At 75.0% G+C, this 25,851-nt stretch carries 29 protein-coding genes; 18 read left to right on the forward strand and 11 right to left on the reverse strand.

Annotation, left to right across the window (positions count from 1 at the left end):
- Positions 1-11 precede the first annotated feature (11 nt).
- The 4 genes from AC1C2W_RS14795 to AC1C2W_RS14810 all read right to left on the reverse strand — a co-directional run bounded on the left by AC1C2W_RS14795 (position 12) and on the right by AC1C2W_RS14810 (position 4,318).
- The gene (locus AC1C2W_RS14795; protein ID WP_495413507.1) at positions 12-953 is read right to left on the reverse strand and encodes a hypothetical protein; all 942 of its coding nucleotides are present in this window, start codon (positions 951-953) and stop codon (positions 12-14) included.
- Positions 950-3,190: a hypothetical protein gene (locus AC1C2W_RS14800; RefSeq protein ID WP_495413508.1), complete on the reverse strand. Its 2,241-nt coding sequence runs from the start codon at positions 3,188-3,190 to the stop codon at positions 950-952. The genes AC1C2W_RS14795 and AC1C2W_RS14800 overlap by 4 nt, the downstream gene beginning before the upstream one ends.
- Positions 3,190-3,552 (reverse strand): hypothetical protein, encoded by a 363-nt coding sequence (locus AC1C2W_RS14805; RefSeq protein ID WP_495413509.1) that lies wholly within the window; start codon positions 3,550-3,552, stop codon positions 3,190-3,192. The genes AC1C2W_RS14800 and AC1C2W_RS14805 overlap by 1 nt, the downstream gene beginning before the upstream one ends.
- A 103-nt stretch (positions 3,553-3,655) precedes the next feature.
- Positions 3,656-4,318 carry a hypothetical protein gene (locus AC1C2W_RS14810; RefSeq protein WP_495413510.1) on the reverse strand — a complete coding sequence of 221 codons (663 nt, stop codon included), beginning with the start codon at positions 4,316-4,318 and terminating at the stop codon, positions 3,656-3,658.
- Positions 4,319-4,562: 244 nt separating this feature from the next.
- On the opposite strand from AC1C2W_RS14810, the gene AC1C2W_RS14815 reads away from it, so the two are divergent.
- On the forward strand, positions 4,563-5,441 hold the full coding sequence (locus tag AC1C2W_RS14815) for an alpha/beta fold hydrolase (RefSeq protein ID WP_495390020.1): 879 nt from the start codon (positions 4,563-4,565) through the stop codon (positions 5,439-5,441).
- A 25-nt stretch (positions 5,442-5,466) separates the two neighbouring features.
- On the opposite strand, the gene AC1C2W_RS14820 is transcribed toward AC1C2W_RS14815, so the two are convergent.
- Positions 5,467-6,849, reverse strand: coding sequence for a pyridine nucleotide-disulfide oxidoreductase (locus AC1C2W_RS14820; protein ID WP_495413511.1), 1,383 nt, complete (start codon positions 6,847-6,849; stop codon positions 5,467-5,469).
- 114 nt (positions 6,850-6,963) lie between these two features.
- On the opposite strand from AC1C2W_RS14820, the gene AC1C2W_RS14825 reads away from it, so the two are divergent.
- Together AC1C2W_RS14825 and AC1C2W_RS14830 are read left to right on the forward strand one after the other, a co-directional pair.
- Positions 6,964-7,722: a MerR family transcriptional regulator gene (locus AC1C2W_RS14825; protein ID WP_495413512.1), complete on the forward strand. Its 759-nt coding sequence runs from the start codon at positions 6,964-6,966 to the stop codon at positions 7,720-7,722.
- Positions 7,723-7,806: 84 nt separating this feature from the next.
- On the forward strand, positions 7,807-8,232 hold the full coding sequence (locus AC1C2W_RS14830) for a hypothetical protein (protein WP_495390023.1): 426 nt from the start codon (positions 7,807-7,809) through the stop codon (positions 8,230-8,232).
- Positions 8,233-8,249: 17 nt separating this feature from the next.
- On the opposite strand, the gene AC1C2W_RS14835 is transcribed toward AC1C2W_RS14830, so the two are convergent.
- On the reverse strand, positions 8,250-9,212 hold the full coding sequence (locus AC1C2W_RS14835) for a hypothetical protein (protein ID WP_495413513.1): 963 nt from the start codon (positions 9,210-9,212) through the stop codon (positions 8,250-8,252).
- The gene (locus AC1C2W_RS14840) at positions 9,209-10,471 is read right to left on the reverse strand and encodes an MFS transporter (RefSeq protein WP_495413514.1); all 1,263 of its coding nucleotides are present in this window, start codon (positions 10,469-10,471) and stop codon (positions 9,209-9,211) included. The genes AC1C2W_RS14835 and AC1C2W_RS14840 overlap by 4 nt, the downstream gene beginning before the upstream one ends.
- 176 nt (positions 10,472-10,647) lie before the next feature.
- Here AC1C2W_RS14840 and AC1C2W_RS14845 point away from each other — a divergent pair, with 176 nt between their 5' ends.
- From AC1C2W_RS14845 to AC1C2W_RS14860, 4 genes are all read left to right on the forward strand, one after another.
- Positions 10,648-11,133, forward strand: a complete 486-nt coding sequence (locus AC1C2W_RS14845) for a heme-degrading domain-containing protein (protein WP_495413515.1) — start codon at positions 10,648-10,650, stop codon at positions 11,131-11,133.
- Between the two features lie 31 nt (positions 11,134-11,164).
- Positions 11,165-12,712 (forward strand): amidohydrolase, encoded by a 1,548-nt coding sequence (locus AC1C2W_RS14850; protein ID WP_495413516.1) that lies wholly within the window; start codon positions 11,165-11,167, stop codon positions 12,710-12,712.
- A 126-nt stretch (positions 12,713-12,838) separates the two neighbouring features.
- Positions 12,839-13,174 (forward strand): TraR/DksA family transcriptional regulator, encoded by a 336-nt coding sequence (locus AC1C2W_RS14855; protein ID WP_495413517.1) that lies wholly within the window; start codon positions 12,839-12,841, stop codon positions 13,172-13,174.
- Positions 13,175-13,289: 115 nt separating this feature from the next.
- Positions 13,290-13,913, forward strand: a complete 624-nt coding sequence (locus tag AC1C2W_RS14860; RefSeq protein WP_495390029.1) for a nucleoside/nucleotide kinase family protein — start codon at positions 13,290-13,292, stop codon at positions 13,911-13,913.
- Positions 13,914-13,973: 60 nt separating this feature from the next.
- Here the strand turns inward: AC1C2W_RS14860 and AC1C2W_RS14865 are convergent, their stop codons facing one another.
- Positions 13,974-14,726 (reverse strand): VOC family protein, encoded by a 753-nt coding sequence (locus tag AC1C2W_RS14865; protein WP_495413518.1) that lies wholly within the window; start codon positions 14,724-14,726, stop codon positions 13,974-13,976.
- Positions 14,723-15,163, reverse strand: a complete 441-nt coding sequence (locus AC1C2W_RS14870) for a VOC family protein (RefSeq protein ID WP_495413519.1) — start codon at positions 15,161-15,163, stop codon at positions 14,723-14,725. Before AC1C2W_RS14870 ends, AC1C2W_RS14865 begins: the two co-directional genes overlap by 4 nt.
- Positions 15,164-15,329: 166 nt before the next feature.
- Here AC1C2W_RS14870 and AC1C2W_RS14875 point away from each other — a divergent pair, with 166 nt between their 5' ends.
- Positions 15,330-15,662 carry a hypothetical protein gene (locus AC1C2W_RS14875; RefSeq protein WP_495390032.1) on the forward strand — a complete coding sequence of 111 codons (333 nt, stop codon included), beginning with the start codon at positions 15,330-15,332 and terminating at the stop codon, positions 15,660-15,662.
- Positions 15,663-15,681: 19 nt separating this feature from the next.
- Here AC1C2W_RS14875 and AC1C2W_RS14880 read toward each other — a convergent pair whose 3' ends face one another.
- Entirely contained in the window at positions 15,682-17,229 is a 1,548-nt protein-coding gene (locus tag AC1C2W_RS14880) for an SDR family oxidoreductase (RefSeq protein ID WP_495413520.1), read from the reverse strand.
- 126 nt (positions 17,230-17,355) lie between these two features.
- Here AC1C2W_RS14880 and AC1C2W_RS14885 point away from each other — a divergent pair, with 126 nt between their 5' ends.
- From AC1C2W_RS14885 to AC1C2W_RS14900, 4 genes are read left to right on the forward strand one after another with little or no spacing between them, the layout of a single operon-like run.
- Entirely contained in the window at positions 17,356-18,168 is an 813-nt protein-coding gene (locus tag AC1C2W_RS14885; protein WP_495413521.1) for a TspO-related membrane protein, read from the forward strand.
- On the forward strand, positions 18,158-18,724 hold the full coding sequence (gene idi / locus AC1C2W_RS14890) for an isopentenyl-diphosphate Delta-isomerase (protein WP_495390035.1): 567 nt from the start codon (positions 18,158-18,160) through the stop codon (positions 18,722-18,724). The genes AC1C2W_RS14885 and idi overlap by 11 nt, the downstream gene beginning before the upstream one ends.
- Positions 18,725-18,729: 5 nt before the next feature.
- Positions 18,730-19,302, forward strand: coding sequence for a DUF2238 domain-containing protein (locus AC1C2W_RS14895; protein WP_495390036.1), 573 nt, complete (start codon positions 18,730-18,732; stop codon positions 19,300-19,302).
- On the forward strand, positions 19,299-20,036 hold the full coding sequence (locus AC1C2W_RS14900; RefSeq protein ID WP_495390037.1) for a glycosyltransferase family 2 protein: 738 nt from the start codon (positions 19,299-19,301) through the stop codon (positions 20,034-20,036). Before AC1C2W_RS14895 ends, AC1C2W_RS14900 begins: the two co-directional genes overlap by 4 nt.
- On the opposite strand, the gene AC1C2W_RS14905 is transcribed toward AC1C2W_RS14900, so the two are convergent.
- Positions 20,031-20,582, reverse strand: a complete 552-nt coding sequence (locus tag AC1C2W_RS14905; RefSeq protein WP_495413522.1) for a MarR family winged helix-turn-helix transcriptional regulator — start codon at positions 20,580-20,582, stop codon at positions 20,031-20,033. The genes AC1C2W_RS14900 and AC1C2W_RS14905 overlap by 6 nt on opposite strands.
- Before the next feature lie 77 nt (positions 20,583-20,659).
- Between AC1C2W_RS14905 and AC1C2W_RS14910 the strand changes: the two genes are divergently transcribed.
- Genes AC1C2W_RS14910 through AC1C2W_RS14935 form a run of 6 tightly spaced genes read left to right on the forward strand, consistent with a single transcriptional unit; the run spans position 20,660 to position 25,778 of the window.
- Positions 20,660-21,697 (forward strand): polyprenyl synthetase family protein, encoded by a 1,038-nt coding sequence (locus AC1C2W_RS14910; RefSeq protein ID WP_495413523.1) that lies wholly within the window; start codon positions 20,660-20,662, stop codon positions 21,695-21,697.
- Positions 21,694-22,572 (forward strand): phytoene/squalene synthase family protein, encoded by an 879-nt coding sequence (locus AC1C2W_RS14915; RefSeq protein ID WP_495390040.1) that lies wholly within the window; start codon positions 21,694-21,696, stop codon positions 22,570-22,572. The genes AC1C2W_RS14910 and AC1C2W_RS14915 overlap by 4 nt, the downstream gene beginning before the upstream one ends.
- Positions 22,569-24,191: a phytoene desaturase family protein gene (gene crtI, locus AC1C2W_RS14920; protein WP_495390041.1), complete on the forward strand. Its 1,623-nt coding sequence runs from the start codon at positions 22,569-22,571 to the stop codon at positions 24,189-24,191. The genes AC1C2W_RS14915 and crtI overlap by 4 nt, the downstream gene beginning before the upstream one ends.
- On the forward strand, positions 24,188-24,547 hold the full coding sequence (locus tag AC1C2W_RS14925) for a lycopene cyclase domain-containing protein (RefSeq protein WP_495413524.1): 360 nt from the start codon (positions 24,188-24,190) through the stop codon (positions 24,545-24,547). The genes crtI and AC1C2W_RS14925 overlap by 4 nt, the downstream gene beginning before the upstream one ends.
- Entirely contained in the window at positions 24,544-24,855 is a 312-nt protein-coding gene (locus tag AC1C2W_RS14930; RefSeq protein ID WP_495390043.1) for a lycopene cyclase domain-containing protein, read from the forward strand. Before AC1C2W_RS14925 ends, AC1C2W_RS14930 begins: the two co-directional genes overlap by 4 nt.
- Positions 24,852-25,778 (forward strand): prenyltransferase, encoded by a 927-nt coding sequence (locus AC1C2W_RS14935; RefSeq protein ID WP_495413525.1) that lies wholly within the window; start codon positions 24,852-24,854, stop codon positions 25,776-25,778. The genes AC1C2W_RS14930 and AC1C2W_RS14935 overlap by 4 nt, the downstream gene beginning before the upstream one ends.
- The last annotated feature ends 73 nt before the right edge of the window (positions 25,779-25,851 follow it).

Raw genomic sequence — 25,851 nt, forward strand, 5'->3', positions numbered from 1 at the left:
TCTCGACAGGCTCAACCAGCAAGCTCTGCCGCGATCACGCTGCCCACCTCGCTCGTGGTGCGCGAGTCGGCCCGAATGCCTTCGCCTTCCTCATCAGGGGACGTGTCCGACGGCGGGTCCGCGCGCACCTCCGCGGACAGTCGCTCCAGCAGCAGCGCCGGCTCCAGGTCCGCGGCCGGCTCCACGCCGTCGGGCACGACGACGCCCACCACCGCGAGCGAGCCCTCGACGACCGTGGCGATCGTCGTGGTGCGGAACCCCTCGCCGTCCTTGCCGAGCTGGTGGGTCGTGACACCGAAGTACCCGGGATCACCGGGGCCGAAGCTCCCCACCTCCAGCTCGGTGATCTCTTCACCCGTCAGCTGTGGGCCGACGTACCCGACCGAGAGCACCGTTCCCTCCGCGTTCCAGACGTTCGACCGGAACCCGTCCTGCAGGAGGACCTCCGCCCCGAGCGCGTCGCGCTGCAGGCCCCAGGCTCTGTGGCTTCCGGGACCCGTCGCGTAGGAACCGTACGGGGACGCGGTGACGTACGTGAACACCTGCACCCCGTCCACGACCAGGCCGGAGGTCGCGTCGGTGGGGAACAGACTGTCGTCCTCGCTCTCCCATGCATCGTCGCTCGTGGTCCCGAACTCGCGGTAGGAGCGGTCGCGGTAGAAAAGCGGGCCCAGGCCTTCCTGCGTGATCGCCGCGACGCTCCACCCGCGTTGGCGCACCGGCGTCATCCACTCCCGCTCGATGGGTAGCTCGAAGGCGTCGTGGCCGGGGAAGTCGTCGGCGGTCAGCGCCCACGGCTCGGGGGCCCAGTGGGCCGCACGGTGGATCTGCCAGTCCCGCCACATGTCCTTGCCCACGTGGAACCAGAGGAACAGCCCCGTCGCGGCGAGGCAGAAGATCAGGAGGGGTGTGACGCTGGGGTCGGCGAAGACGCGCCGCGTTGTCGGGCTCATCGGCATTCCTCCTCGGGAGGCTCGGAGAGGTCGTCGAAGGTGTCGTCGAACGCCGACTCTGGTTCGGAGTTGTTCTCTGCGGGGTCGATCGTCTGACCGCGTTCCTCGACCTGGTCGGGAGGCAGGCCGAGGGCTCGGTCGTGGGCGATCACGGCGTCGAACATCTCGGGGGCGTACCGGTCGCGCAGGTCGGCCTCCGTGGCCCGTACGTCCTCGCGGGCATCATCAAGCGGGGCATCCGTGGACAGGAACGACAGGGCGGTCCCGCCGATCGTCGACGCGGCCGATGCGGCGGCCCCTCGCTCGATGGCTGTGAGGCCGAGACCGACACCGGTGAGAGAGACGACGGCCTCGCGGGTCTCGACGCGATCCTTGGCTGCGGCGATCGTCTCCGCCTGCATCCCCCCGGCAACGGCCCCGATGTCGCTGAGCGACTCGAGCACCAGGGAGTTCCGTGGCCCGGTGTCCACGTCGAAGGCTCCGGAGGTGGTGACCTCGAGCATCGAGGCGGCATACCGGTCGGTGGCACCGAGCCAGACTCCGGCAGCCTCCGGGGTGCGGGAGGTTGCGCCGATCACGTCCCGCAGGGCGAACGCATCGAGCTCGGGTTGGACGACGAGGGTGGCCCGGTCGCCGACCTGGTCCGCCACCCGGGCGTCGCGGACGATGCCGGGAGGCGGCGCGGGCTCTACGTCGTCGCACCGGATCGACGGGCTCTGGTCCCGGGTCGCGTCACCCATGCTCGGGAGATAAGGCTCGTAGGCGAGGGCAATGTCCTTCGCCGCGTCACCGGCCAGTGCCGGCGTCGCGAGCAGGCCGTCCGGCAGCACTCGCGTGGCGTGCGAGACGAGGAGCGCCGCGCGGGCCTGGTCGCTCCGGTCCGCGGACGTCGAGCCGACCTCGACCGCGGTGCCGAACGCCTGCGCGATGGTGCGGCCGCCGTCCGGCCACCCGCCGCGCGGCGTCGTGCCGAGCCATTGCCCGGCCGACCGGGCGAGCCGGGCCTCGTCCGCGGGGGCGAGCCGGTCGAAGGCAAGTCGCCGGTGCGCGGCATGCCCGCCGGCGACGGCGACGACCACCGGTGCCATCACAGTGAGCGACCGGTCGTCGAGGCGGAAGTCCCCCCACCAGGCGTCGAGTGCGTCGCCGGCTCCGGCGTGCGCGGCCGCCGGCAGGTCAGCCGGGAGGAGGGCCGCGGCGACGTCGGAGCGTCCGGCCTGCCCGAACGGCGCGCCCTCGACCCCGTCGACCACGCTGTGCCCGAACTGCTGCAGCTCCTCCGGTGACGCCGAGCGGGCCCACTGCTCGACCCCGTGCTCGAGCGTGTCGGCGAGCCCCGGGTCGAGCATGTCGAAGGGGCCGTCCACGGCTGGTGCGATGGCCCGATAGAGCTGCTCCGGTGTCGCGCTGTCCCAGAAGGCGGCCCAGAACGCGGGGTCGTCGGAGCGTGCGGCGAAGAGTTCCGTCAGGGCAGTGCGGCGTCCCGCCTCGGCCCCGCCGGCACCGCCCGCGGCGACGCGCAGGAGCGCGGCGGCGTGCCGGCCCTCGGCCGCCGAGGCCTGGAGCTGCGCGCCGGACATGCCGGCGGCCACGGCGATGCGGACCGCACGGACGTCGGCGAGTGCGTGCACGGCGGCCGTCGCCCGCCGGGAGGCGTCCGCCTTGGCGTCGCGGGCGGCACGCCAACGCGCCTCCGCCGTGGCGACGTCCACCCGCGCTGCGGCGAGCTCCCGCTCGGCGGTCAGGAGCCGGGCGGGCGCCGCACCGGTGTCGAGCGCCGCCGAGCCGAGGGATGACGTGCCGAGCGTGATCGTGCCGAGTGCCCTTGCGGTGCCGAGCGATGCAGCCGCGCCCGGCGTTGCCGCGTTCCACGTGGAACGACGCGCCTCGTCGACCTCCGCCTGCCAGGTGCGCTCGCGGGCGAGCGCCTCCCCACGGGCGGCGATCGCCCGCTCGGCCGCTGCCTGGGCGTCGCCGAGCGCTTCGGCGTGCCGGCGGAGGGTCGCTGCCGCGGCGTCGAGCACGCCGGCGCCGGCCTGCGTATCGTCGGCCAGCTCCGTCACGCGGGTGCGTGCCTGGGCGACCGCGCCGCCTCGCTGACCCTCCAGCGCGGCGTGCACCCGCAGCAGCTGCCCGCGCGCGTCCGTCAGCCGCGCGGCCGTGCGTGACGACCCTGCGGCGGCGTCCGCGAGCGCGGCCGGGCTGCCGGTCAGCGGCTCGAACTCGACGTCGAGCATCACTCGCCACCCCCGGCCCCGGCCCCGGTCACCGTGGGCGCTGTGGGCACAGAAGGGCCGAGCAACGCCGCGAGCGCGTCCGCGGTGACCTGCTCCGCGCCGTCGAACACCTCGGCCGCTCGCGTGAGCCCGGACCCGACCGAGCCGAGCGCGCCGACGAGCGACTCCTGGGCGGCCCGCCACGCGGAGGCCAGGTCGTCCAGATCCGCGGAGAGGCCGGCGTCGCCCGTGGCCTGGGCCGGCGGCGCCGTGGACAGGGCGCCGAGGGCGAGGCCGGGGGAGCCGGACAGCGCCGAGGCGGCGCCACCCACGTCCGCTCCGGCGGCCGCGAGGGCCGTGGTGTCGAGGTCGAGCTGGGTCATCCCGTCCTGTCCTGGGTCGTGGCAGTCGGTGGCTGCGCCGGGGCGCGGGCACGACGGTAGCGAGGGCGGGGGCATGGCGACCGGAGTTGTCCACAGGCCCGGATCAGTCCCACCACACGCGGTACCAGGTCTCGCCGTCCTCCGGGTCGTCGGTGCGGCCGACCCCCCGCCACGGCGTGACCTCGTCCGGCGGGGCATGCAGGTCGTCGATCCCGAGCTCGTCGACGAGCACGGTGACCACCTCGTGGCACCCGCATCCGGGGCCGTGGCGGGAGTCGAGCCGCAGAGTGCGGTCGGTGCGCAGCAGCACTCCGGTCACGCTGATGCGCTCGTCGCAGCGCAGCGGCCCGATGACGTACCCCTGCGCGAGCACGCGGTCCGGGTGGCGCACCACGGCCCGCAGCACGGACCCGAGAGTGGGGCCCAGGTTCTGCCGCTGGGTCGCGAGCTCCTCCTCCGGGAGCCGGTCCAGCAGGCCGGCGGCGGTGCGCTCGTCGAGCAGGCTGAACGGGTAGTAGCCCGGCTGCGCGTTGGCGCCGAGCACGGGCTCCAGCAGCACGTCGAGGCCGTCGTCGAGCAGCCGGCCGTGCCGGTCGGGGCACGACCAGCCGGGGCCGCCGTCGTGCCGGGCGTCGGGTCGGCCGGCGAGCTCCCGCTCGCGGGTCCACGCGGTGTGCAGGTCGACCAGGTCGGGCGGGGTGAAGCGGGCGGCGGGTGGAGCGGGACGGGCTCCGCGCGGTGCCGGTGGCGCGGGTGCGGCGGCCATGTCGGTCTCCTTCTGGTGGCGGTCAGGGCCCGGAGAGGGCGGCGTGGTCCGACCTTCGTCGGTCGTCGCCCCGGACGGCCCCGGCGATGCCGATCTGTGGACGACGCCCGTCAGGGGGCAGGCTCATAGCCTGCAGCGGCGTGCCAGCGTCGGGCCCGCGCCGACCGATGAGTTCCGCGCCGCCGCCGTGTCAGAGGGATGACGCAAGATGGCAGCACCATCGACGACGACGGAGGCACCTCGAATGAGCACGCCGCAGACCTTCACCGTGGACGCGCCCGGCGCCGTCCTCACCTACGACGTGCGTCGGCCGGCGACCCCGGGCGACCTGCCGCCGCTGTTCGTGCTCGGTTCGCCGATGGCGGCGTCGGGGTTCGAGCAGCTCGTGGAGCATGTCGACGACCGCACCGTCATCACCTACGACCCGCGGGGCACGGAGCGCAGCACGCTCGCCCCGGACGGCGACGTCTCGGTGGAGCTCCACGCCGACGACTTCCGCCGCGTGGTGCAGGCCGCGAGGGCGCAGATCGGCGACGGCCCGGTCGACGTGTTCGCCTCCAGCGGCGGTGCCGTCAACGTGCTCCCGTGGATTACTACTCACCCGGACGAGCTGGGCACCGTCGTGGCGCACGAGCCGCCGTTGTGGGCGCTGCTGGAGGACCGCGAGGTCCAGCGCAAGGTCACCCAGGACATCGTGGAGACGTACCGGCGCGACGGATTCGGCCCGGCGATGGCGAAGTTCATCCAGGTCTCGATGCAGTCCGAGCCGCTGACCGACGACTACCTCGCCCAGCCGGCCCCCGACCCGGCGGCGTTCGGCCTGCCCACCGAGGACGACGGCTCCCGCGGCGACCTGCTGCTGAACGGCAACATGGCCTCGCTGCCGTGGTTCGAGCCGGACCTCGACGCGCTGCGGCGCACCGCGGTGCGCCTGGTCCCCGCCGTCGGCGAGGCGGGGGATGGCACGATGCCGCGCCGCGGCGGCGAGGCGCTGGCCGCCGCGCTCGGCGTCGAACCGGTCGTCTTCCCCGGTGACCACGGTGGGTTCGTGGCCAACGAGTGGTCGCCCGACAACGACCCCGCGGCGTTCGCGGCGCGCCTGCGGGAGGTCCTGGCCGGCTGAAGCCGACTGGGTCGACAGGGGCAGCTCACAGCGCCGTGCTGCCCACGCGCTCCAGCCCGGCGATCCCTGCCGCGGCGTGCCGGGAGAGCCGGCCGACGGCGTCGCGCACCTCGGGCCGCGCGGCGTCCTCGGGTGGCACCCGCACGGGGTTGAGCAGCACGGAGTTGGCCCAGGCGGCGACGTCCGGCTCGGCCATGAATGTGGCCGTGGCCCGGGCGCCGCGGGCCTGCAGCGCCGCCCAGTCCGCCGGCGTGCTCCAGTACGGCGTCGGCGGGCACAGCCGGTTCTTCTCCTCGTCGGGCCGGTCGTGCCGGGTGCCCTCGACGTACCCGACGAGGGCCGCCCCGAAGCACGGGAACCCGGCCCGCACCGACTGCACCGTCATCCGCTCGCCCCAGATCGGCAGCGCGGGCCGCTGGTGCAGGCCGTAGGCGGCGCAGTGCACGACGACGGCACCCCGCGGCACGGCGACCTCGCCGTCGCGCAGCGTCAGGCGCCCGGGTGCGACGCTCTGCAGGTGGCCGAGCCGGACCACGTCGGTCACGGACCGCAGCAGGTTGAGCTCCCACCGCCCGAGCGTGGGCGTGCGCGCCATCGTCGGGGTGACCGTCCGGTCGACACGGACCATGATCCCGGCGTCCTCGAGCCGGAGGAACAGGTCGTCCACGGTGGCCGCCGCCCCGGCCGCGACCATGAGCGTCGTCGCCATCGCGAGGAAGACCGCCGGGTCGGGCTGGATGGTGGCGCGGTCGAACATCCAGGGGTCGCGGGGCCGCACCCAGCAGATCGCATCGGGCTCGACGCCGCGGGTGAGCAGCCACACGATCGCGTCGGTCGCGGTCTTGCCGGACCCGACGACCACGTACCGGTCGGCGCCGGCGACCTCGGGCAGCGCGCCGGCCGGGATGACGACGGCCTCGTCCTCCACCGCGAAGGGCGGCGGCGTCAGCGCGGGGACCGACGGCGCGAGGTACCGGGCGTCGACGACCCGTCGCCGCACGCGCGAGTCGACGTCCCGGCCGGTGGCGAGATCGACGACGCGCCCGCCGTGGAACTCGTGCCCGCCGAGGAGCTCCACCCGGCCGGTCGGCAGCAGCCGCTCGGCGAGCACCCGCGCGTAGTACTCGCACACCTCGGCGCCGTCCGCCCGCTCGTGCAGGCCCCGCTCGGGTCCGAAGGTCTGCACCTCGCCGCCGCCGAGCCGGGTCGAGGCGACGCCGTAGAGCTGGGACGCCTGGTGCAGCCGCACGAACGGGTAGGCGTCGAGCCAGTGCCCGCCGGGCGCCGTGCGTCGGTCGACCAGCGTCGCGTGGGCCGTCGGGTCGTGGTCGACGAGCGCGTCGACGAAGGCCATCCCGGCCGCCCCGGCGCCGACGACCAGGTAGTCGGTCTCGACCGAGCGGGCCATGCCTCCAGTGACCCACCGGCGCCGCGGCGGGTCAACGGGCCGCGGGGGTGATCTCGGGTGGCCCCGCGAACCAGGGGTTGCGGTTGACGCAACGTCAACCTCTACGGTCGAGTCATGACCCGCTCTATCCAGGACGTCTCCCGGCTCGCCGGCGTCAGCAGCCGCACCCTGCGTCACTACGACCAGATCGGCCTGCTGCCGCCGTCGGGCACCGGGACGGCCGGGCTGCGCCGCTACGACGCCGCGGCGATCCGGCGGCTGCAGCGCATCCTGCTGCTGCGCGACCTGGGCCTGCCGCTGACCGACATCGGCAGGATGCTCGACGAGCAGGCCGAGGAAGCAGGCGCTCTGCGCCGCCACCTCGACCAGCTGCGCGCCGAGCAGGACCGACTGTCGCGGCAGATCGCATCCGTGGAGCGGACCGTGACCGCGATCGAGAAGGGAGAACAGCTCATGGCCGAGGACATGCTCGACGGTTTCGACCACGCGCAGTACCAGGAGGAGGTGACCGAGCGCTGGGGCGCCGACGCGTATGCCACGAGCGACGCGTGGTGGCGGGGCCTCGGCGAGGAGGGCCGGAAGGCCTTCCAGGCACGCACGCAGGAGCTCACCGACGCGTGGGGCGAGGCGGCGTCGCGCGGCGTCGACCCGACGTCCGACGAGGCGCAGGCCCTCGCCGTCCGGCACGCCGAGTGGCTCGGCTCCGTCCCCGGCACGCCCGGGTCGGAGCAGGCGCGCCCGGCGAAGGAGTACCTCCTGGGGCTCGCCGAGATGTACGTCGCGGACCCCCGGTTCGCGAAGAACTACGGCGGCACCGAGGGCGCCACCTTCGTGCGCGACGCACTCGTCGCCTACGCCGAGCGCGAGCTCTGACCCGTCCCACCCCGAGTTGTCAGGGCCAGGACCATGAGAACGTCCCTGTGGTCCTGACAACTCGCGGGGTGGAAGACTGCCCCGGTGAGCGACGACTGGGCGGCGCAGCGCACGGAGGCCGCGCGCGTGCAGGGGGAGCTCCTGCAGGCGCGGCAGGACGCCGAGCACGCGCAGGCGGAGGCCCTGCTGGGCCGGTTCGTGCGCGCCGCGCGGGAGGCCGGCCTGGAGCCCGAGCGGCTGGAGGTCAAGGGCTACGGCGGCCGCGGGGTGGCCCGCACGTCCCTGCACGGCTGGTACCTGCGCCAGGACCGCACGGCCGGCGTCACCACGGACGGCGAGTTCTACGTGCTGACCGCGCCGCTGACGCTCGTCGACCGGCTCCGCGGCGTCCGCCTGGAGCCCCGCCGCCCCCCGCTCGTGCTGGGCGCCGGCGGCAAGGACGGCAGCTCCATCGACCTGGTCGCCGCGCTCGAGCGGCTGCTCCCCGGCCGGCGCAACACCACGCCGTAACACTCGACCGGCGAGTATTACGGCGCGTGCTCGCCGACGAGCGCGGCGACGGCCGGCACGGCCAGGTAGCCCGCCCAGGAGCCGTCCTCGAGCCGCGCGGCGGCCGCGTGGTTCCACGGCGCGAGGTTGTCCACGCGCAGGTTCTCGACCTCCCCTACCTCAAGGCCGGTGAGATCGAGGCCGGTGAGATCGAGGTCGGTCAGGGCGAGCAGGTCGCCAGGGTCGCGCACGTTCACCCAGCGCCCCACCCCCGCGGGGACGGCGATCGGGGTCCGAGCCGCCACGGCCTCCCGCACCGCGCGGATCCCCAGCGGCGAGCCGAGGGTGAGCAGCAGCGGCACGTCGGGGCCATCTGCCCGGGCGGCAAGCACCGAGTACGCGACGACGCTCCCGAGCGAGTGCGCGACGACGACGGCGGGCCCGGCATCAGCCAGCGCGGCCGCGAGCCCGTCGTCGAGCACCCGGCGCACGGCGTCGTCGTGGAGGTACGCGTGCACGTCCCGGGCGAGGGTCAGGACGGCGGCGCCGCTGAGGCCGGGCACGTGCCGGTCCACCACGGCGAGGGCGGCGACCAACGCCTCGACGAGCGCGTCGAGCACAAGGTTCTCCGACGACGGGCCCTCGGCCTCGACCGGGGTGACACGCGCCCCGTCGTCCCGTCGTCCGGCGCCCGCCGCCACCTCGCGCGCGACGGCGAGCGCGAAGCGCAGCTCGTCGACGGCGAGGGCGGCGAGGGCACCGGGGGCATCAGGGGCGACAGCCGCGCGGACCGCTACCGGCGGCCCGGCGCCGGTACCGCCGCCGACCAGGTGCTCGAGGGTGTCGCCGTAGTAGACGAACGACGCGTCGGCGTCGCCCGGCCGGTACGACGACCCCGCGGCAGCCAGCCCGGCGCCGAGCGCCCCGAGCCACTCCGCCTCGAGGGTGTCAGGGTCGAACCCGTCGAGGTCGCGGCCGTGGACGAGCACCAGTCGGGTCACGCGCTGACGCTATCGACCGTCGTCGCGCGGAACCCGCGGGCACGCCGGGCGCGCTCGTGCCGGCCGTGCACCAGCGCGTAGAGGGCGAGGGACGCCAGCGCGACGACGGCGAGCACCAGGTACATGCCGCCGTACCCGGTCACGCCCAGCAGGACGCCGAGGAGCACGGGACCGAGGCCGATGCCGAGGTCGACCATGAAGTAGTGCGTCGAGATGGCGACGCCCACCCGCGGCATCGGCACCTTCGACACCGCGACGGCCTGCAGCGCGCCGAGCAGGGTGCCGTAGCCCAGCCCCATCGCGACGCCGGCGACGAGGACGAGCGCGTCGGTCGTCGCGAGGCCGAGCAGGGCCAGCCCGACGGCGAAGGCCAGCACGGCGACGAGGACCACGACGTTGTCCCCGCGCCGGTCCTGCAGGCGGCCCATGAAGAACCGGGTGACCAGCATCGACGCGGCGTACACGAGGAAGAAGACGCTCGCGCCGCCTGCCAGCCCCGCCTCGGCGGCGTAGGGCTGCAGGTAGGTGAGGACGCCGGAGTAGCAGATCGCGAGGACGAGCATGAAGCTCGCGACGGGCAGCACGGCGGGGTGCAGCATGTCGGCGGGCCGGAACCTCACGAGGCGTGCGCGCACCTCCGGCGTGGGGGCGGCGTCGCGCGTGCGCAGGAACAGGGCGAGCACCAGCGCGAGGACCGAGGCCACGACCGACCCGACGAACAGGGCCCCGTAGCCGAGGTGGTCCACCAGGAGCAGCCCGAGCAGCGGGCCCACCGCGGTGGCGAGCGTCATGCTCAGCGTGAAGTAGCCCGTGCCCTCGCCGCGGCGCGACGCCGGGATGACGGACTGCGCCAGCGCCATCGCCGCGGTCGAGGCGATGGCGAACGACGCGCCGTGCACCGCGCGCACCACGAGCAGCGCTCCGAAGGACGACACCGGCAGGTAGGCCACCGAGGCGACCGCACCGACGACGAGCGCGATTAGCAGGATCTTGCGCCGGCCCACGAGGTCGACGAGGTTGCCCGCGAACAGGCGCGCCACGGTGGACCCGATGACGAACATGCTGGAGGCGAGGCCGCTCGCCGTCTCCCCGACGGCGAACTGCGTGACCGCGTACACGGCCATGGTGGTCATGAGGAAGTAGAAGACGAACGCGAGGAAGAAGTTCACGATCCACGCGAGCACGAGCTCGCGGCTCCAGAGCTTCTCCGACGACATCTGCGACGACTCGTCCGTCGTCGCGGAGGCGTTTCGGGGCATGGGCGAATCGGCCACAGCTGCACCGTCCTTGTCGAGCTGGTGAGGGCGGCGCGCCACGGAGGACACACACGGACAGCCCGTTCGGGCGGCCTGGTCAATGATCCCCCGGAACCGCAAGATATGCCGTCCATGACGTTCGTCACTCCGGGCGCCTGGCGCCGTGGGACGCTGGCGCCATGGGGAACACCGAAGACGTCGCAGCCCTGGTCGCGGAGGTCGAGCAGCAGGAGCGGGAGCTGGTGCTGACCCGGTTCACCCACGACGACGCGTGGCGGCTCGGCTGCCTGCTGGTCGAGCTCGCGACGGAGCGCGACCTCGCCGTCACCGTCGACGTCCGCAAGGGACCACAGCAGGTGTTCCATGCCGCGCGCGAGGGCACGACGCCGGACAACGACTCGTGGGTGGCGCGCAAGGTGCGCGTCGTGGAGCGGTTCGGCGCGTCGTCGTTCCTCGTCGGCCTGCGCGCGCGGGCGAGGGGCACGGACTTCGGCGCGCAGCACCAGCTGCCGCTGCAGGAGTACGCCGCGCACGGCGGAGCGTTCCCCGTGCGGGTGGACGGCGTGGGGATCGTCGGCGTCGTCACCGTGTCCGGCCTGGCGCAGGCCGACGACCACGCCCTCGTCGTCGAGGCGCTGCGCACCTTCGCCCGGGACGGCTCCTGACGCGCGGGCACGCGCCGTCTACGGTGGCCCCGTGCCTGCGCTGCTCCTGACGAACTCCCGGCTCGCCGGCCGCCCCGACGCGCCGGTCGACGTGCTGCTCGACGACGGCAAGATCGCCGCGATCTCGCCGGTCGCCCTTCGACAGGCTCAGGATCCGCTGGTCGAGACCAGGTTTCGACAGGCTCAACCAGCGTGGGCGGCCCGACCGGCGGAGCGGGTCGAACTGGACGGCCGCACCGTCGTGCCGGGGCTGTGGGACGCGCACACCCACCTCACGCAGTGGGCGATGGTGCGTCAGCGGCTGGACGTGTCCATGGCGACGAGCGCCGCGCACGCCGCCGCGCTGGTGCGCGACCGGCTCGGACGCGCTGCTCCGCCGCAGGGCGGGCAGCCGCTGGTGGGCTACGGGTTCCGCTGGGCCACCTGGCCGGACGGCCCCACCGCCGCGGTGCTGGACGCCGTCGCCGGCGAGATCCCGGTGGTGCTGCTGTCCGGCGACCTGCACAGCGCGTGGGCCTCGACGGCGGGCCTCCGGTTCCTCGGCGTCGCGCATCACCCCACCGGGCTGCTGCGCGAGGAGGAGTGGATGCCGGCGAGCCCCCGCATCGTCACGGTGGACGACGTCGTGTCCGACGCCCTGGTGGCGGACGCGGCCCGGGCGGCGGCGGCGCGCGGCGTGGTCGGCGTCGTCGACCTGGAGGTGGCGGACAACCTCACGACCTGGCGCCGCCGGGTCGCGGGCGGCTGGGACGGGCTGCGGGTGCGCGCCGGGGTGTGGGAGCAGCACCTGGACGCCGTGCTCGACGCCGGGCTGCGCCACGGCGACCCGCTCGCCCCGGCCAGCGGGCTCGTCACCCAGGGCCCGCTCAAGGTGATCAGCGACGGATCGCTCAACACGCTCACCGCGTACTGCTTCGACGCGTACGCCGGGGCGGCCGGCCCGGACGCGCACGGCATCCTCAACATCGCCACGGACCGCCTCGCCCCGCTCATGGCCCGCGCGCACGACGCCGGGCTGCGCTGCGCGATCCACGCCATCGGCGACCGGGCGAACGCCCTCGCCCTGGACGCGTTCGAGGCCTCCGGCGCGCGGGGCTCCGTGGAGCACGCCCAGCTGCTGCGGCGCGAGGACGTGGCGCGGTTCGCCGCCCTCGGTGTGACGGCGAGCGTGCAGCCCGAGCACGCGATGGACGACCGCGACATCGCCGAGGAGCTGTGGCCCGGGCGCGCCGACCGCGCGTTCCCGCTGGCCGAGCTGAGGGCCGCGGGCGTGCCGCTCACGCTCGGCTCCGACGCGCCCGTCGCGCCCCTCGACCCCTGGGTGGCGATCGCGGCCGCCGTCACCCGCGCCCGCGACGGGCGGCGGCCCTGGCACCCCGAGCAGCGGATCGACGTCCGCGCCGCCCTCGAGGCGTCCGTCGACGGGCAGCCGCTGGACCTCGCTGTCGGCGCTCCGGCCGACCTGGCCGTGCTCGACGTCGACCCGCTCGATCTCGACGCGAGCGACCCCGCCGTCCTGCGCGGGACACCCGTCGCCGGCACACTCGTCGCCGGCCGCTGGACCCACCGGTCGCTCTGACACACGCCGGTTGAGCCCGTTCGTCGGTTGGGCTTGTCGAAATCAGGTTCGTCGGTTGAGCTTGTCGAAACCATCAGCGGGGTTTCGACAGCCTCAACCAGCGGGTTGCGGTGGGAGACTGCCTGGATGAAGAGCGCCGAGGCACGGCTGCGGGCGCGGCTGGCCGAGGTGGAGTCGCGGCTGGCCGCACAGCGCCGCACGGTCGAGGGGCTGGTCGAGTCGGCGCGGGACTCCAACGTCGACGACGAGCACGACCCGGAGGGCGCGACCCTCGCCTGGGAGCGGCAGCAGGCGGCGGCGCTCGCGGGGGAGGCGGAGGCCGAGCGGCGCGCGCTGCTGGCGGCGCTGGACCGCGTGGCCGCCGGGACCTACGGCGTGTGCGAGGTGTGCGGCCGGCCCATCCCCGCCGCGCGACTCGAGGTGCGGCCCGCCACGACCCGCTGCGTGGACCACGCCCGCTGAGCTCGCTGGGCCTACGGTCGCAGCCCGTGCTGGGGGCGTGCGTTCGGCCCCGTCTCGCGCCCGAAACAGGGCCAACCGCGCGCTCACAACACTCGGCGGGTGGCAGCATGACGGGGTGCGCGTGGAACCCGTGACCCCGGACGGCGTGGTGGACCACGTCGTGGCGCGGGTCCTCTCCTTGGACGGGCCGGGCCCGGTGCGGGTGCTCGTCGACGGGCACCCGTCCACTCGCCCGGAGAAGCTCGCCGACGCGCTCGTCGAGCCGCTGCGCGCGGCGGGCCGACCGGTGGCGCGCGTGGCGGTGCGGGACTTCCTGCGGCCCGCGTCGCTGCGCCTGGAGCGCGGCCGACGGGACCCGGACGCCCTGCTGACCGAGTGGATCGACGTCGGCGGGCTGAACCGTGAGGTGCTCACCGGCATCGTGCGGCGCGGGCGCTGGCTGCCCACGCTGCGCGACCCGGCCACCGACCGCGCCACGCGCGCGGGCTACGTCGACGCCGCGCCCGGCACCGTCGTCGTGCTGGACGGGTCGCTCGCGCTGGGCCGGGGGCTCGACGTGGACCTCGCCGTGCACCTCGCGCTCCGGCCGGCCACCGAGACGCGGAACACGCCGCTCGACGACGCCTGGACCCTCGCGGCGTACGGACGCTACCGGCGGGAGGCGCAGCCCGAGCGCCGGGCCGACGTCGTCGTGCGCGTGGACCACCCCGACCGGCCAGCGCTGCTGCTGCCCGGCTGAGCAACCGGGTTTCCCCCTGCGACAGGCTCAGGACGGCGCCGGCTCAACCATCGGGCCGCGCTACCCCGTGCAGAGGCAGAACGGGTGCCCGGCCGGGTCGGCGAACACCCGGAACGTCGCCTCCTCGCCCGGCAGCCGCACGGCCCCGACGGCGAGCGCCGCCGCCTCGGCGTCGTCCAGGCTCTGCGGGCCGATCTGCAGGTCGAGGTGCAGCTGCTGCGGGTACGCGGGATCGGGCCAGCGCGGGGCGTTGTAGCCCTCCACCTGCTGGAACAGCAGGGCCTGTTCCCCGCCGAGCATCGCCATCCCCTCGGCGTCGTACACCACCGGGTCGCCGAGGATCCGCGACCAGAACGCCGCCGCCGCGGACGCGTCGGGCACGTCGAACGTCACGCCCATGACGGTGAGCCCGTCGTTGTCGGGGGCGTGGCACAGGTCGAAGGGGTGCCCGGCGGGGTCGGCCAGGGTGGTCCACTCCGGGTTCTCGCGCAGCACGGTGGCGCCCAGCTCGACGGCGCGCGCCGCGGCCGCCGCGACGTCTGGCACGCGCAGGTCCAGGTGGAGCTGCTGCGGATGCTCCTGTCCGGGCCATTCGGAGCGCACCAGGCCGGGCGCGGGCTGGAACGCGAGCGACCACCCGTCCGGGGCGTTCAGCGTGATCCAGTCCTCCCCGTACCCCTGCTGCTCGACCTCGGCGCCCGTCAGCGCCTGCCAGAAGTCGGCCGAGCGCTGCGGGTCCGGGGCGTCGAAGACCAGCGCGTCCAGCGCCGCGACGCGCGGCGCGGTCTTCTCCTCGATCGGCGTCTCGCTCACGGTCCCTCTCCTTCTCCGGCCGGTTCTTCTCGGGCGGGGTCGCCCTGCGCCGGATCGTCCTGGATCACCAGCAGCATAGTTCCGTCGGGGTCGCCGAGGTACGCCACCCGCTCGCCCCACGGCATCTCCGCCGGGGGCACGACCACTGCGCCGCCGGCGCCGGGCGCCGCCGCGACGGCGGCGTCCAGGTCGGGTACGTACAGGCACAGGTCCACCGCGTGCCCGGTGGCCGGAAGCGGGATCTCGCCGTACAGCGCCGGGCCCGTGCCCACGCCGAGCGCCACCTGGCCGGCGCCGATCCGCAGCGCCACGTAGGCGGGTTCGCCGTCGGGCGGGAACTGGTAGGCCCGCACGGCCCCGAACGTGCGCACGTAGAACTCGCCTGCCGTCGCGAGGTCTCGACAGTTGACGACGGGGAACACCGCTCCGCGGGGCATGCCGTCCAGCCTGCCCCGACCCGCCGACACCCGCTCGCGCTGCCGTTCCTCGGGCTGGATCCCGGTCGCGATCGGGGGCCGGCCCGCTGCCCGGCCCCGCTGGTTGAGCCTGTCGAAACCCGGGGCTTGACGGGCTCGACCGACGAACCGGTGCGATCGTGGTGGGGTGGAATCGGTGCAGCCCGCAGGCCGGCGGTGGCCCCGCCGCGCGACGACGGTGGTCGTCGCGGCCGGCGCCCTGCTCGTGCTCGCCGCCTGCGCCGCGGGGCCGAACCCCGAGCTGGACACCACGACCGTCGGCGGGCAGGGGCCGTACGGGTTCTGGTGGGGGCTGTGGCAGGGGATGATCCTGCCGATCACGTTCGTGGTCTCGCTGTTCACCGACTCGGTGTCGGTGTACGAGGTGCACAACAACGGCAACTGGTACGACGTCGGGTTCGTGCTCGGCATCTCGCTCGTCTTCGGCGGGCCGCTCGGCGCCCGCCGAGCGAGGCACTGAGGCAAGAGCCGCCGCCGGGTCACCTGCCTTCGGCGGCGCCGAGCTGCTCGGCCGCGCGGGCGATGTTGCGCTGCATCTCGCCGAACACGATGCCGTGGAACGGGCTGATCGCCCACCAGTACAGCTGTCCGGGGAGGCCGCGCGGGGCGAAGATCGCGCGCTGGCGGAACGTCGGGCGCTCGCCGCCGCCCTCGACGGACAGCTCGAGCCACGCCAGCCCCGGGAGGCGCATCTCGGCGCGCAGCCGCAGCAGCCGCCCCGGGACCACCTTCTCCACGCGCCACCAGTCGAGCGGGTCGCCGGGCGCGAGCCGCTGCGGGTGCAGGCGGCCGCGCCGCAGCCCGGGCCCGCCGAAGAGGCGGTCCATGACGCCGCGGGCCACCCATCCCAGGCGCCAGGAGTACCAGCCGCGGGCGCCGCCGATGCCCTCGATCACCGACCAGAGGGCCTCGCCGGTCGCGTCCACCTCGCGGGACCGGTCGTCGACCAGGAGGCTGCCGCCGGTCCAGTCGGGGTCCTCGGGCAACGGGTCGGAGGGCGCGCCCGGGGTCGACGCCGAGGCCCAGCTCGTCCGCACGTCGAGGTCGCGGATCCTCGCAAGGGCCAGCGCAACCGCGTCGTCGAAGCCGACGAGCCCCTCGGGAGGATCTGGGAGGTAGGCCTTGACGTCCTGCTCGCGCGCCACCACCTCGTGCACCAGGGATTCCACGAGCGGGCGGGCGATCGCCGGGGGCACGGGCGTGACCAGGCCGACCCAGAGGCTGGCCAGGCGCGGGGTCAGCACCGGGACGGCGCGGATCACCCGCGGGCGGAGCCCGGCGACCGCGGCGTAGCGCTGCATCATCGCGCGATAGGTCAGGACGTCGGGTCCGCCGATGTCGAACCCCCGGCGGACCGTTCCCAGGAGGCTCGCCGCCCCGACGAGGTACCGCAGCACGTCGCGCACGGCGATGGGCTGGATGCGGTTGTCGACCCACCGCGGGGCGACCATCACCGGCAGCCGCTCCGTGAGGTAACGCATCATCTCGAACGAGGCGCTCCCGGAGCCGAGGATCACCGCGGCTCGGAGCGTGATCGTCGGGACGGCCCCGTCGAGCAGGATCTCCTCCACCTCACGGCGGGACTCCAGATGGGGGGAGAGCCGTTCCCCGTCGGGTCGCAGCCCGCCGAGGTAGACCACGCGGCGCAGGTCCGCCTCCTCGGCGGCGAGCGCGAACCCGCGGGCCGTGCGGCGGTCGCGCTCCGCGAACCCCGGCCCCTCTCCGAGGGCGTGGATCAGGTAGTACGCGATGTCCACCCCCGCAAGCGCCCGACGCAGGTCCGTGCGGGAGGTGGCGTCGGCGGCTACCACCTCGACGGCGTCGAACCAGTCCCGCCCGGTGAGCCGCTCGGGGTGCCGAGCCATGACGCGCACCGTGTAGCCGGCGGCGAGCAGCTCGGGCACCAGTCGCCCGCCGATGTAACCGGTGGCCCCGGTGACGAGGACGACGGGGCCGCGGCCGCCGGGAGCCGCCCCGTCGGTCGCGGAGCCGGGAGCATCGGGCGCGGGCCCGTCGACGAACGTCATGGTGACCACCTGACCTGACTGGCATGGGAGCCGGTTACTAGCCAGGCTAGCAATATCGGTGCGGCGGTGGCATCGTGGAGGGTGGCAGGTCCGACGCCGGACGAGACGACCCGAGGAGGAGCTCCCATGGTGGACCCACCGGTCGCCGACCGACCGCGGCAGGTCGCGGTCACGATGAGCTTCCTGATCTGCGTCGCGGGGTCGATGATCGGCGTCGGCGTGTTCGGCGGTACGCCGATCGCGGAGGCCGCTGGCGGCGCCCTCGCCGCCGACGCCACCCTCCTGGCGCCGGCCTCGCCGGCGTTCTCCATCTGGACGGTCATCTACCTCGGTCTCGCCGGCTACACGGTGTTCCAGTGGCTGCCCGCGCACGCGGCGGACGCCAGGCAGCGCCGCCTGAGGCTCCCGGTCGCCGCGACGATGCTCCTGAACGCGGCGTGGATCCTCGTGGTCCAGGCCGGGTGGTTGTGGTGGAGCGTGCTGGTCATCGTGGTGCTCCTCGGCCTCCTCGCCCGCACCTTCGTGATCCTGGTGCAGACCCGGGCGGGAGGGCGGCTGGAACGCGTGCTCGTCGACGGGACCCTCGGTCTCTACCTGGGCTGGGTCTGCGTGGCCACCGTGGCGAACGTCGCGGCGGCCCTCGCCGGCTCGGGGTTCGACGGCGGGGACGCCGCGGACTGGTGGGCGATCGGGGTCCTGGCGGCCGTGGCCGGGATCGGGGTCGCCCTGGCGGTGAGGGGCCGGGGCCGGATCGCGGTGGCGGCGGCCATCGCGTGGGGCCTGGCCTGGGTGGCCGTCGCCAGGTCGCAGGGGGAGCCGGAGTCCGTGCCGACCGTCGCGGCAGCGACGGCGGCCGCGGTCATCGTTCTCGGCGTCGCGCTGGTGCTGCGCGTGCAGGCCGCGCCGCGCGAGAGGGCTCGGGCCGGCGATGACGGCTGAGGCCGACGACCACGTCGTCCTTCTCGACGACGCGGGCCGGCCGGTGGGTACCGCGCCGCGCGCGACCGTGCACACCCGTGACACGCCCCTGCATCTCGGCTTCTCCTGCTACCTGTTCCGCCCCGACGGCCAGGTGCTCCTCACCCGGCGGGCGCTGACGAAGCGGACCTGGCCCGGCGTCTGGACCAACTCCTTCTGCGGCCACCCCCGCCGGGGCGAGTCCCTGCCGGACGCCGTCCGGCGGCACGCCCGCCACGAGCTCGGGCTGGGCGCGGTAGCCGTCGGGGACCCGGTGCTCCCGTCGTTCCGCTATCGCGCGGTGGACGCCGGCGGCGTCGTCGAGAACGAGATCTGCCCGGTCCTGTTCGCCTCCGTGGAGGCGGCTCCCGTGCCGAGTCCCGACGAGGTCATGGAGCTGCGGTGGGTGGCGGGGAAGGATCTCGAGGCGCTCGTGACGCTCGCGCCCTGGGCGCTGAGCCCGTGGGCGGTCGCCCAGGTGCACGAGCTGCGTGCGGTCGGCGGGGTGTCCGGGGCGCGACCGGGATCGAGAGGGTAGAGCGCATGCCGAGGCGCCACACCGCCGCCGCGACCGCGCTCGTGCCAGGCGACGTGGTGCGCGCGGCTGCGGTGGCCAGCCTCGTGGTCGGCGGCCTCGCCCTCGGAGGCGTCGCGGGCGCGTTGTTCTTCCTCGTCCTGGGCGGAACGTTCGTCCCCCGGTTCCTGGGCCTCTCGGCGGTCCTGGACGTCTGCTTCGGCGCCAGCCTCCTGCTGGCGGCATGGGCGGCGCAGCTCGGCTGGTACGACGCCGAGCCGTGGCTCGATCTCGTCATGCATGCGGTCTGCACGGCCCTCGTCGCCGCGGTCGGCATGGCCCTCGTGCGCGGGCAGGCGCTGACCGCCGGTGCCCACGAGAGGCGCGCCCGGCTCGGCGTGGTGGCGGCGACCACAGGGCTCGGCGCGCTCGGCGCGGTCCTGTGGGAGCTCGGAGAGTGGGCCGGCCACACCCATCTCGACGAAGGGATCGACGTCGGGTACCTGGACACCGTCTCCGACCTCGCGCTCGGCGTGCTGGGCGCGGCCGTCGCCGGAGTCGTCCTGGCGGGCAGGGGCCTTCGCCGGAGGGCCGGGAGGTGACGGCCGGGGCGGCACCGACGGTGTCCGTGGTCGTGCCGGTCCGCGACGATGCGCAGGCGTTGGAGGTGTGCCTGTCCCTGCTCGCGCGCCAGACCGTCGCCCCGTGGGAGATCGTCGTCGTCGACAACGGCTCGACCGACACCTCCGCGGCGGTCGCGCGGCGCTGGGGCGCCGTGGTCGTCAGCGAGCCGCGCGTCGGGATCCCTGCCGCCGCATCGGCCGGGTACGACGCAGCCCAGGGCCAGATCATCGCGCGCCTCGACGCTGACTCGCGACCGGGACCACGGTGGCTGCAGACGCTCGTGGAGCGCATGTCCGCCGACCCGAGCCTGGACGCGCTCACGGGGACCGGCACGTTCTACGACCTGCCGCACGGGCTCCGGACCGTCACGTCCGTCGGCTACCTGGGGGCCTACTACCTGCTCGGGCATCTTGCGCTCGGCCACACCGCGCTGTGGGGGTCGTGCATGGCGGTCCGCTCCAGCGCCTGGCGGGCCGTCCGTCGAGACGTCGTCCGCGCCGACCCGGAGGTGCACGACGACCTCGACCTGGCGTTCCGGCTGGGCCCTCGCCGACGGATCCGTCTGGACCGCTCCTGGCGGGTCGGGGCCTCCGCACGGTGTCTCCGCGGGCGACGCCAGCGGCGACGGCGGCTCGATCGCGCCTGGCGCACCCTGCACCTGAACTGGCGGGTCTCGCCGCCGTGGGAGCGGTGGCGGCGCCGGTGGTCATGAGGCGCTCCTCAGGTGGGTGGGGTGAGCGACGACGGCGACGACGGTGCCGGCGGCGTCGTCGGGCTCCTCCTCGGCCTCCGTCGCCATCGCCAGGAGGAACTCCCGGACGGCAGGCCGGCAGTGCGCCGGGACGGCTCGGGCGATCTCGAGCATGCGGTCGTGCACGTGGGTGAGCCGCTCGCGCACCTCGGCGTGCGCGGCCGGCGAGGCGACGACGACCACCGAGCGGCGGTCGGAAGGGTGCGGGTGCCGCTCGAGGTGGCCGGACGCGACCAGGCGATCGAGCAGCTTCGTCGTCGACGCGGTCGAGATCGACAGGTACTCCGCGAGCCCGCGCGGCGTCGCGGGCTCGTCGCGCCCCTCGCAGGCGATGGCGTGCTGGAGCGCGCGGAGATCGGTGACGTTCATCCCCATGTCGCGGCCGGCGCGTCGGCGCATGCCCTCGTCCGCGCGGCGGAACACCCGCAGAGCCTCGAGAAGGTGGCGTGGTTCCGCGTCCTCCTCGCCGTACCAGTAGGACGATCCCGCGGTGGGTACCTGGGTCACCCCGTCATCCTAGCGAACTTCGTTGGTGGCTAGTATCTTGCTAGGCGAGGCATATTCGAAGCGAAGGAGGTGCGGCCGTGCATCGCTCGTCGACGATCGAGGGCACGATCGAGGGCGCGGTCCAGCGCGTGCTCGCCGCGGGCGATCGCCCGGGCGGCACCCGGCTGTGGCGGGATCTGCGCGACACGAGCCAGGGGGGCAAGCGGCTGCGGCCGCGGATCCTGCTCGCCGCGTACGACACCGTCGCCGGGACGGCGCCGCCCGAGCCGCGGGAGGTCGCCGAGCGGGTCGGCGCCGCCCTGGAGCTCCTCCACACCGCGCTCCTCGTGCACGACGACGTGATCGACGACGCGGACATCCGGCGAGGGCGGCCCAACGTCGCCGGCGCGCACGCCGCCCGTGCTCGCGAGTCCGGGGCGAGCCCGCGCCAGGCGCACGGCTACGGCAACGCCGCAGGCATCCTGGCCGGCGACCTCGCCCTCGCCGGCGCCGTCCGTGCGATCGCGCTCTGCGGCGCCGCCCCGGCGACGACCGAACGCCTCCTCGACGTGCTCGACGAGTGCCTGCACCTCACCGCGGACGGCGAGCTCGCCGACGTCTGGCTCAGCCTGGGCACGTGCGCCGACCTCGAGGAGGCGCTCCTCACGGCCGAGCACAAGACCGCCGTGTACAGCTTCCAGCTGCCGCTCCAGGCCGCGATGATCCTGGCCGGGCGCGACGACCTCGAGCCCGGCGCCCAGCGCCTCGGCCGGGCGCTCGGCCTCGCCTACCAGCTGCGCGACGACCTCGACGGCGTATTCGGCGACCCGGCAGCGACGGGCAAGAGCAACGCCGCCGACCTGCCGGAGGGCAAGTGCACGGCACTGGTCGTGCTCGCCCGCGGGACGTGGGCCTGGGACGACCTGCGCACCGTGCTGGGTGACCCCGACGCCGGGGAGCCGGAGCTCCGGCGCGCCCGCGACCTCCTCGTGGCGTGCGGAGCCCGCGCGGCCGTCGAGAGCCTCGTGACGAACCTCGAGCGCGACGCCACGGCCATCGCCTCCGAGCTCGGCCTGGCGGCGCTCGCCGGCCCGGTCACCGGGCTCCGCCACGGCGACTCCCGGGATGCTGCGTGAGCACCGTCCCGGCCCAGTCCCTGTCCGGGACCGCCGGCGCGACGTACGACGCCGTCGCCGTGCGCAGCGCCGCGGTGGTCATCGACGCCTACTCGTCGTCGTTCGGCTGGGCCTGCCGGCTGCTCGGCGACCCGGTGCGCGATCACGTCCGGAACGTCTACGCGCTCGTGCGCGTCGCGGACGAGATCGTCGACGACGTCGAGCCCGACCTCACGGCCGCCGAGCGCGACGACCTGCTGACCGAGCTCGAGAGCGAGGTCGCCCGGGCCCTGCCACGCGGCCGCAGCAGCAACCTCGTCGTGCACGCCTTCGCGCGGACGGCGGACCGGTTCGGCATCGGCGACGACCTGGTGTCGCCGTTCTTCGCCTCGATGCGCGCCGACCTCACCGTCGCCGCGCACGACGAGGCCAGCTTCGCCGCCTACGTGCACGGGTCGGCCGCGGTGGTCGGGCTGATGTGCCTCCGGGTGTTCGTCGCGGGCGACGACGCGGTCTACGACCGCCTGGCCCCGGGCGCCGCCCGCCTCGGCGCGGCGTTCCAGAAGATCAACTTCCTGCGTGACCTGGCCGAGGACGTCGAGGCGCGCGGCCGCTCCTACTTCCCGGGGCTCGACGTCGACGCGTTCGACGACGCCGACCGCGACCGGCTGCTCGCCGATGTCGACGCCGACCTGCGCGCCGCCGACGCCGTGATCGGCGACCTGCCGCGCAGCTCGCGCGTGGCCGTCCGCGTGGCGCACGACCTGTTCGCCGAGCTCTCCCGGCGGCTGGCCGCCACCCCCGCCGCCACGATCCGCCGCGACCGGGTGCGGGTGCCGGACCTGGTCAAGGCGCGGCTCGTCGCCGGCGCGATCGCGAGGGACGTGCTCCGGTGAGGGTCGTCGTCGTCGGCGCCGGGATCGCGGGCCTCGCCACGGCGGGGCTCCTCGCGCGCGAGGGCCACGACGTGGAGGTGCTCGAGCGGCACGACTCCCCGGGCGGCCGGGCGGGCTCGTGGGAGCGGGACGGCTTCCGCTTCGACACCGGGCCGTCCTGGTACCTCATGCCCGAGGTCTTCGACCACTGGTTCCGGCTCATGGGCTCGACCGCGGACGACGAGCTCGACCTGGTCGGGCTCGACCCGGCCTACCGCGTCTTCTTCGAGGGCCACGTGTCCGCGCTCGACGTGTCTCCCGACCGCGGGGCCAACGTGGCCGCCTTCGAGCGGATCGAGCCCGGCGCCGGCGCGCGCCTCGACCGGTACCTCGACTCCGCGCACGACACCTACGACATGGCGCTGCGGCACTTCCTCTACACGACGTTCGCCTCCTGGCGCCCCTTCATGCACCCCGACGTCGCTACCCGGCTGCACCGGCTCGTGCCGCTGCTCGGCACGTCGCTCGGCTCGCGGGTCGCGGCGAGCTTCCAGGACGCGCGGCTGCGCCAGGTGCTCGGCTACCCTGCCGTCTTCCTCGGCTCGTCCCCCGACCGGGCGCCGAGCATGTACCACCTCATGAGCGCCCTCGATCTCGACGGCGGCGTGCGATACCCGCTGGGGGGATTCGCCCGCGTGGTCGACGCGGTCGCCTCGCTCGCGGTCGGCGCGGGGGCCGTCCTGCGCACCCGCGCCCGCGCGACCGCCGTCACGACCACTGCCGTCGAGGCCCGCCCGAGGGCGGGGCGGAACGGGGCCCCTGTCCCCGGCCCGCGCCGGCCTCGGGCGACGGTCACCGGCGTGCGCTGGGTGGACAGTGCCGGGGCGACGCATCACGCCCCGGCCGACGTCGTCGTCGCCGCCGCCGACCTGCACCACGTCGAGACCGAGCTCCTGCCGCCCGGCCTGCGCGACCGGTCGCCGTCCTGGTGGTCCCGGCGTGACCCGGGGCCGGGCGGGGTCCTGGTGATGCTGGGTGTGCGGGGCCGGGTGCCGCAGCTCGCGCACCACTCGCTGTTCTTCGCCGCGGACTGGGAGGAGAACTTCGGCGCGATCGCCGACGGCCGGGTGCCCGACCCGGCGTCGCTGTACGTGTGCGCCCCCTCCCGCACGGACCCGACGGTGGCCCCGGCCGGGCACGAGAACCTGTTCCTGCTCGTGCCCGTCCCGGCCGACCCCGGCCTGGGCCGCGGCGGCGAGGACGGCGCGGGGGACTCGGCGGTGGAGGAGATCGCCGACGCTGCGATCGACCGGGTCGCCGCGTGGGCGGGCGTGCCCGACCTGCGCGAGCGGATCGTCGTGCGGCGCACCGTCGGCCCGGGCGACTTCGCGGCCGACCTCTCGTCCTGGTCGGGCGGCATGCTCGGCCCGGCGCACACGCTGCGGCAGAGCGCGATGTTCCGGGCCGGTAACCGGTCGCGCCGCGTCGCGGGCCTGCTGCACGCCGGGGGATCGACCATCCCCGGCGTCGGGCTGCCGATGTGCCTCATCAGCGCCGAGCTCGCGGTCAAGCGCGTCCGCGGCGACACGAGCGCGGACCCCCTGCCCGTGACCTCCCCGCCCCTCGCCCCCAGGACGTGATCCCTCTGCACTGGACGTCGTTCGTCTACCTCGGCCTCCTGCTCGGAGCCCTCGCCTGCATGGCGCTCGTCGACCGCCGGGGGTGTCTGGTGCTCTGGTCGGCGCGGCCCGTGCGCGGCGCCGCCGTGCTCGTCCTGGGGGCGGTCGCGTTCCTCGCCTGGGACCTGGTCGCGATCGCCGAGGGCTTCTACTCCCGCGGCGGCGCCGCCATGACCGGCGTCGAGCTGGCCCCGCACCTGCCGCTCGAGGAGCTCTTCTTCGTTCTGTTCCTCCTGTACGTCACCCTCCTGCTGCACGGGCTCCTGCGGCGCACGCTCCGCCGGGCCACGCCCGGGGCACGGGCGAGGGCGTCGTGACCTACGCCGGGCTCGCGGCCGCCGTCCTGGCGGGTGCCCTCGTTGTCGCCGTCCTCGCGTCCGCGGTGCGCAGGCTCGGCGCGCGGTGGTGGGCGACGACGCTGCTCACCGCCCTGGTGCTCACCGCGCTGACGATCGTCTTCGACAGCCTCATGATCGCCGCCGACCTGTTCCACTACGGCGACGGCGCGCTGCTGGGCGCCCGGGTGTGGCTCACGCCCGTGGAGGACCTGGCGTGGCCCGTCGTGGCGGCGCTGCTGCTGCCGGCCCTGTGGGCGCTGGCGGGCGGGGACGAGGAGGACGCGTGACGGCGACGGGGGCGGGCGCCGGGACCGCGACGCCGCCGAGCGGGGCGGCCGCCGCGCTGCGCCAGGTGGTGGGCTCGTCGCGCCCGGTGAGCTGGGTCAACACCGCGTATCCGTTCGCCGCGGCGTACGTGCTGGCGGGCGGGCTCGGGCGGGCCGGGGTCGCGGAGCTCGTCGTCGGCGCGCTCTACTTCCTCGTCCCGTACAACCTGCTGATGTACGGCCTCAACGACGTGTGGGACTACGAGTCGGACCTGCGCAACCCCCGCAAGGGCGGCATCGAGGGCGTCGTGCTGTCGCGCCGCTGGCACCGTCTCACCGTGTGGTCGGCCGTGCTGAGCAACGTCCCGTTCCTCGCGTACCTCGTGGTGGTGGGCGACGCGGCGTCGACCGCGGTGCTCGCCGTGAGCGTCTTCGCCGTCGTTGCATACTCGGCGCCCGGGCTGCGGTTCAAGGAGCGCCCGGTGCTCGACTCCGTGACGTCGAGCACCCACTTCGTCAGCCCCGCGGTCTTCGGGCTCGCACTGGCGGGCGGGGTGCCCACCGGCCCGGTACTGGCGGCTCTCGCGGGCTTCTTCCTGTGGGGCATGGCCTCCCAGGCGTTCGGCGCGGTGCAGGACGTCGAGGTGGACCGCGCCGCCGGGATCGGGTCGGTGGCCACGTGGCTCGGCGCCGCGCGCACCGTGCGCGCGGCCATGGGCCTCTACGCCGCGGCCGGGGTCGCCGTCCTCCTGGCCGGCTGGCCGGGGGCGCTCGCCGCCGTCCTCGTGGTGCCGTACGTCGTGAGCATCGCCCCCTACCGGAGCGTGCCCGACTCCCGGTGCGAGGAGGCGCACGCCGGCTGGCGGCGGTTCCTGTGGCTCAACCTCGTCACAGGCTTCCTGGTGACCCAGCTGCTCATCGCGGCCGCCATGGGGTGGCTCTGAGGCTCACACCCGTCCCAGGCCTCGCGCGGGCTGCCGGCCGCGGTCGTCGGGGGGGGGGCTTGCGGAGCGACTG

Source organism: Isoptericola sp. Y581 (assembly GCF_059445475.1).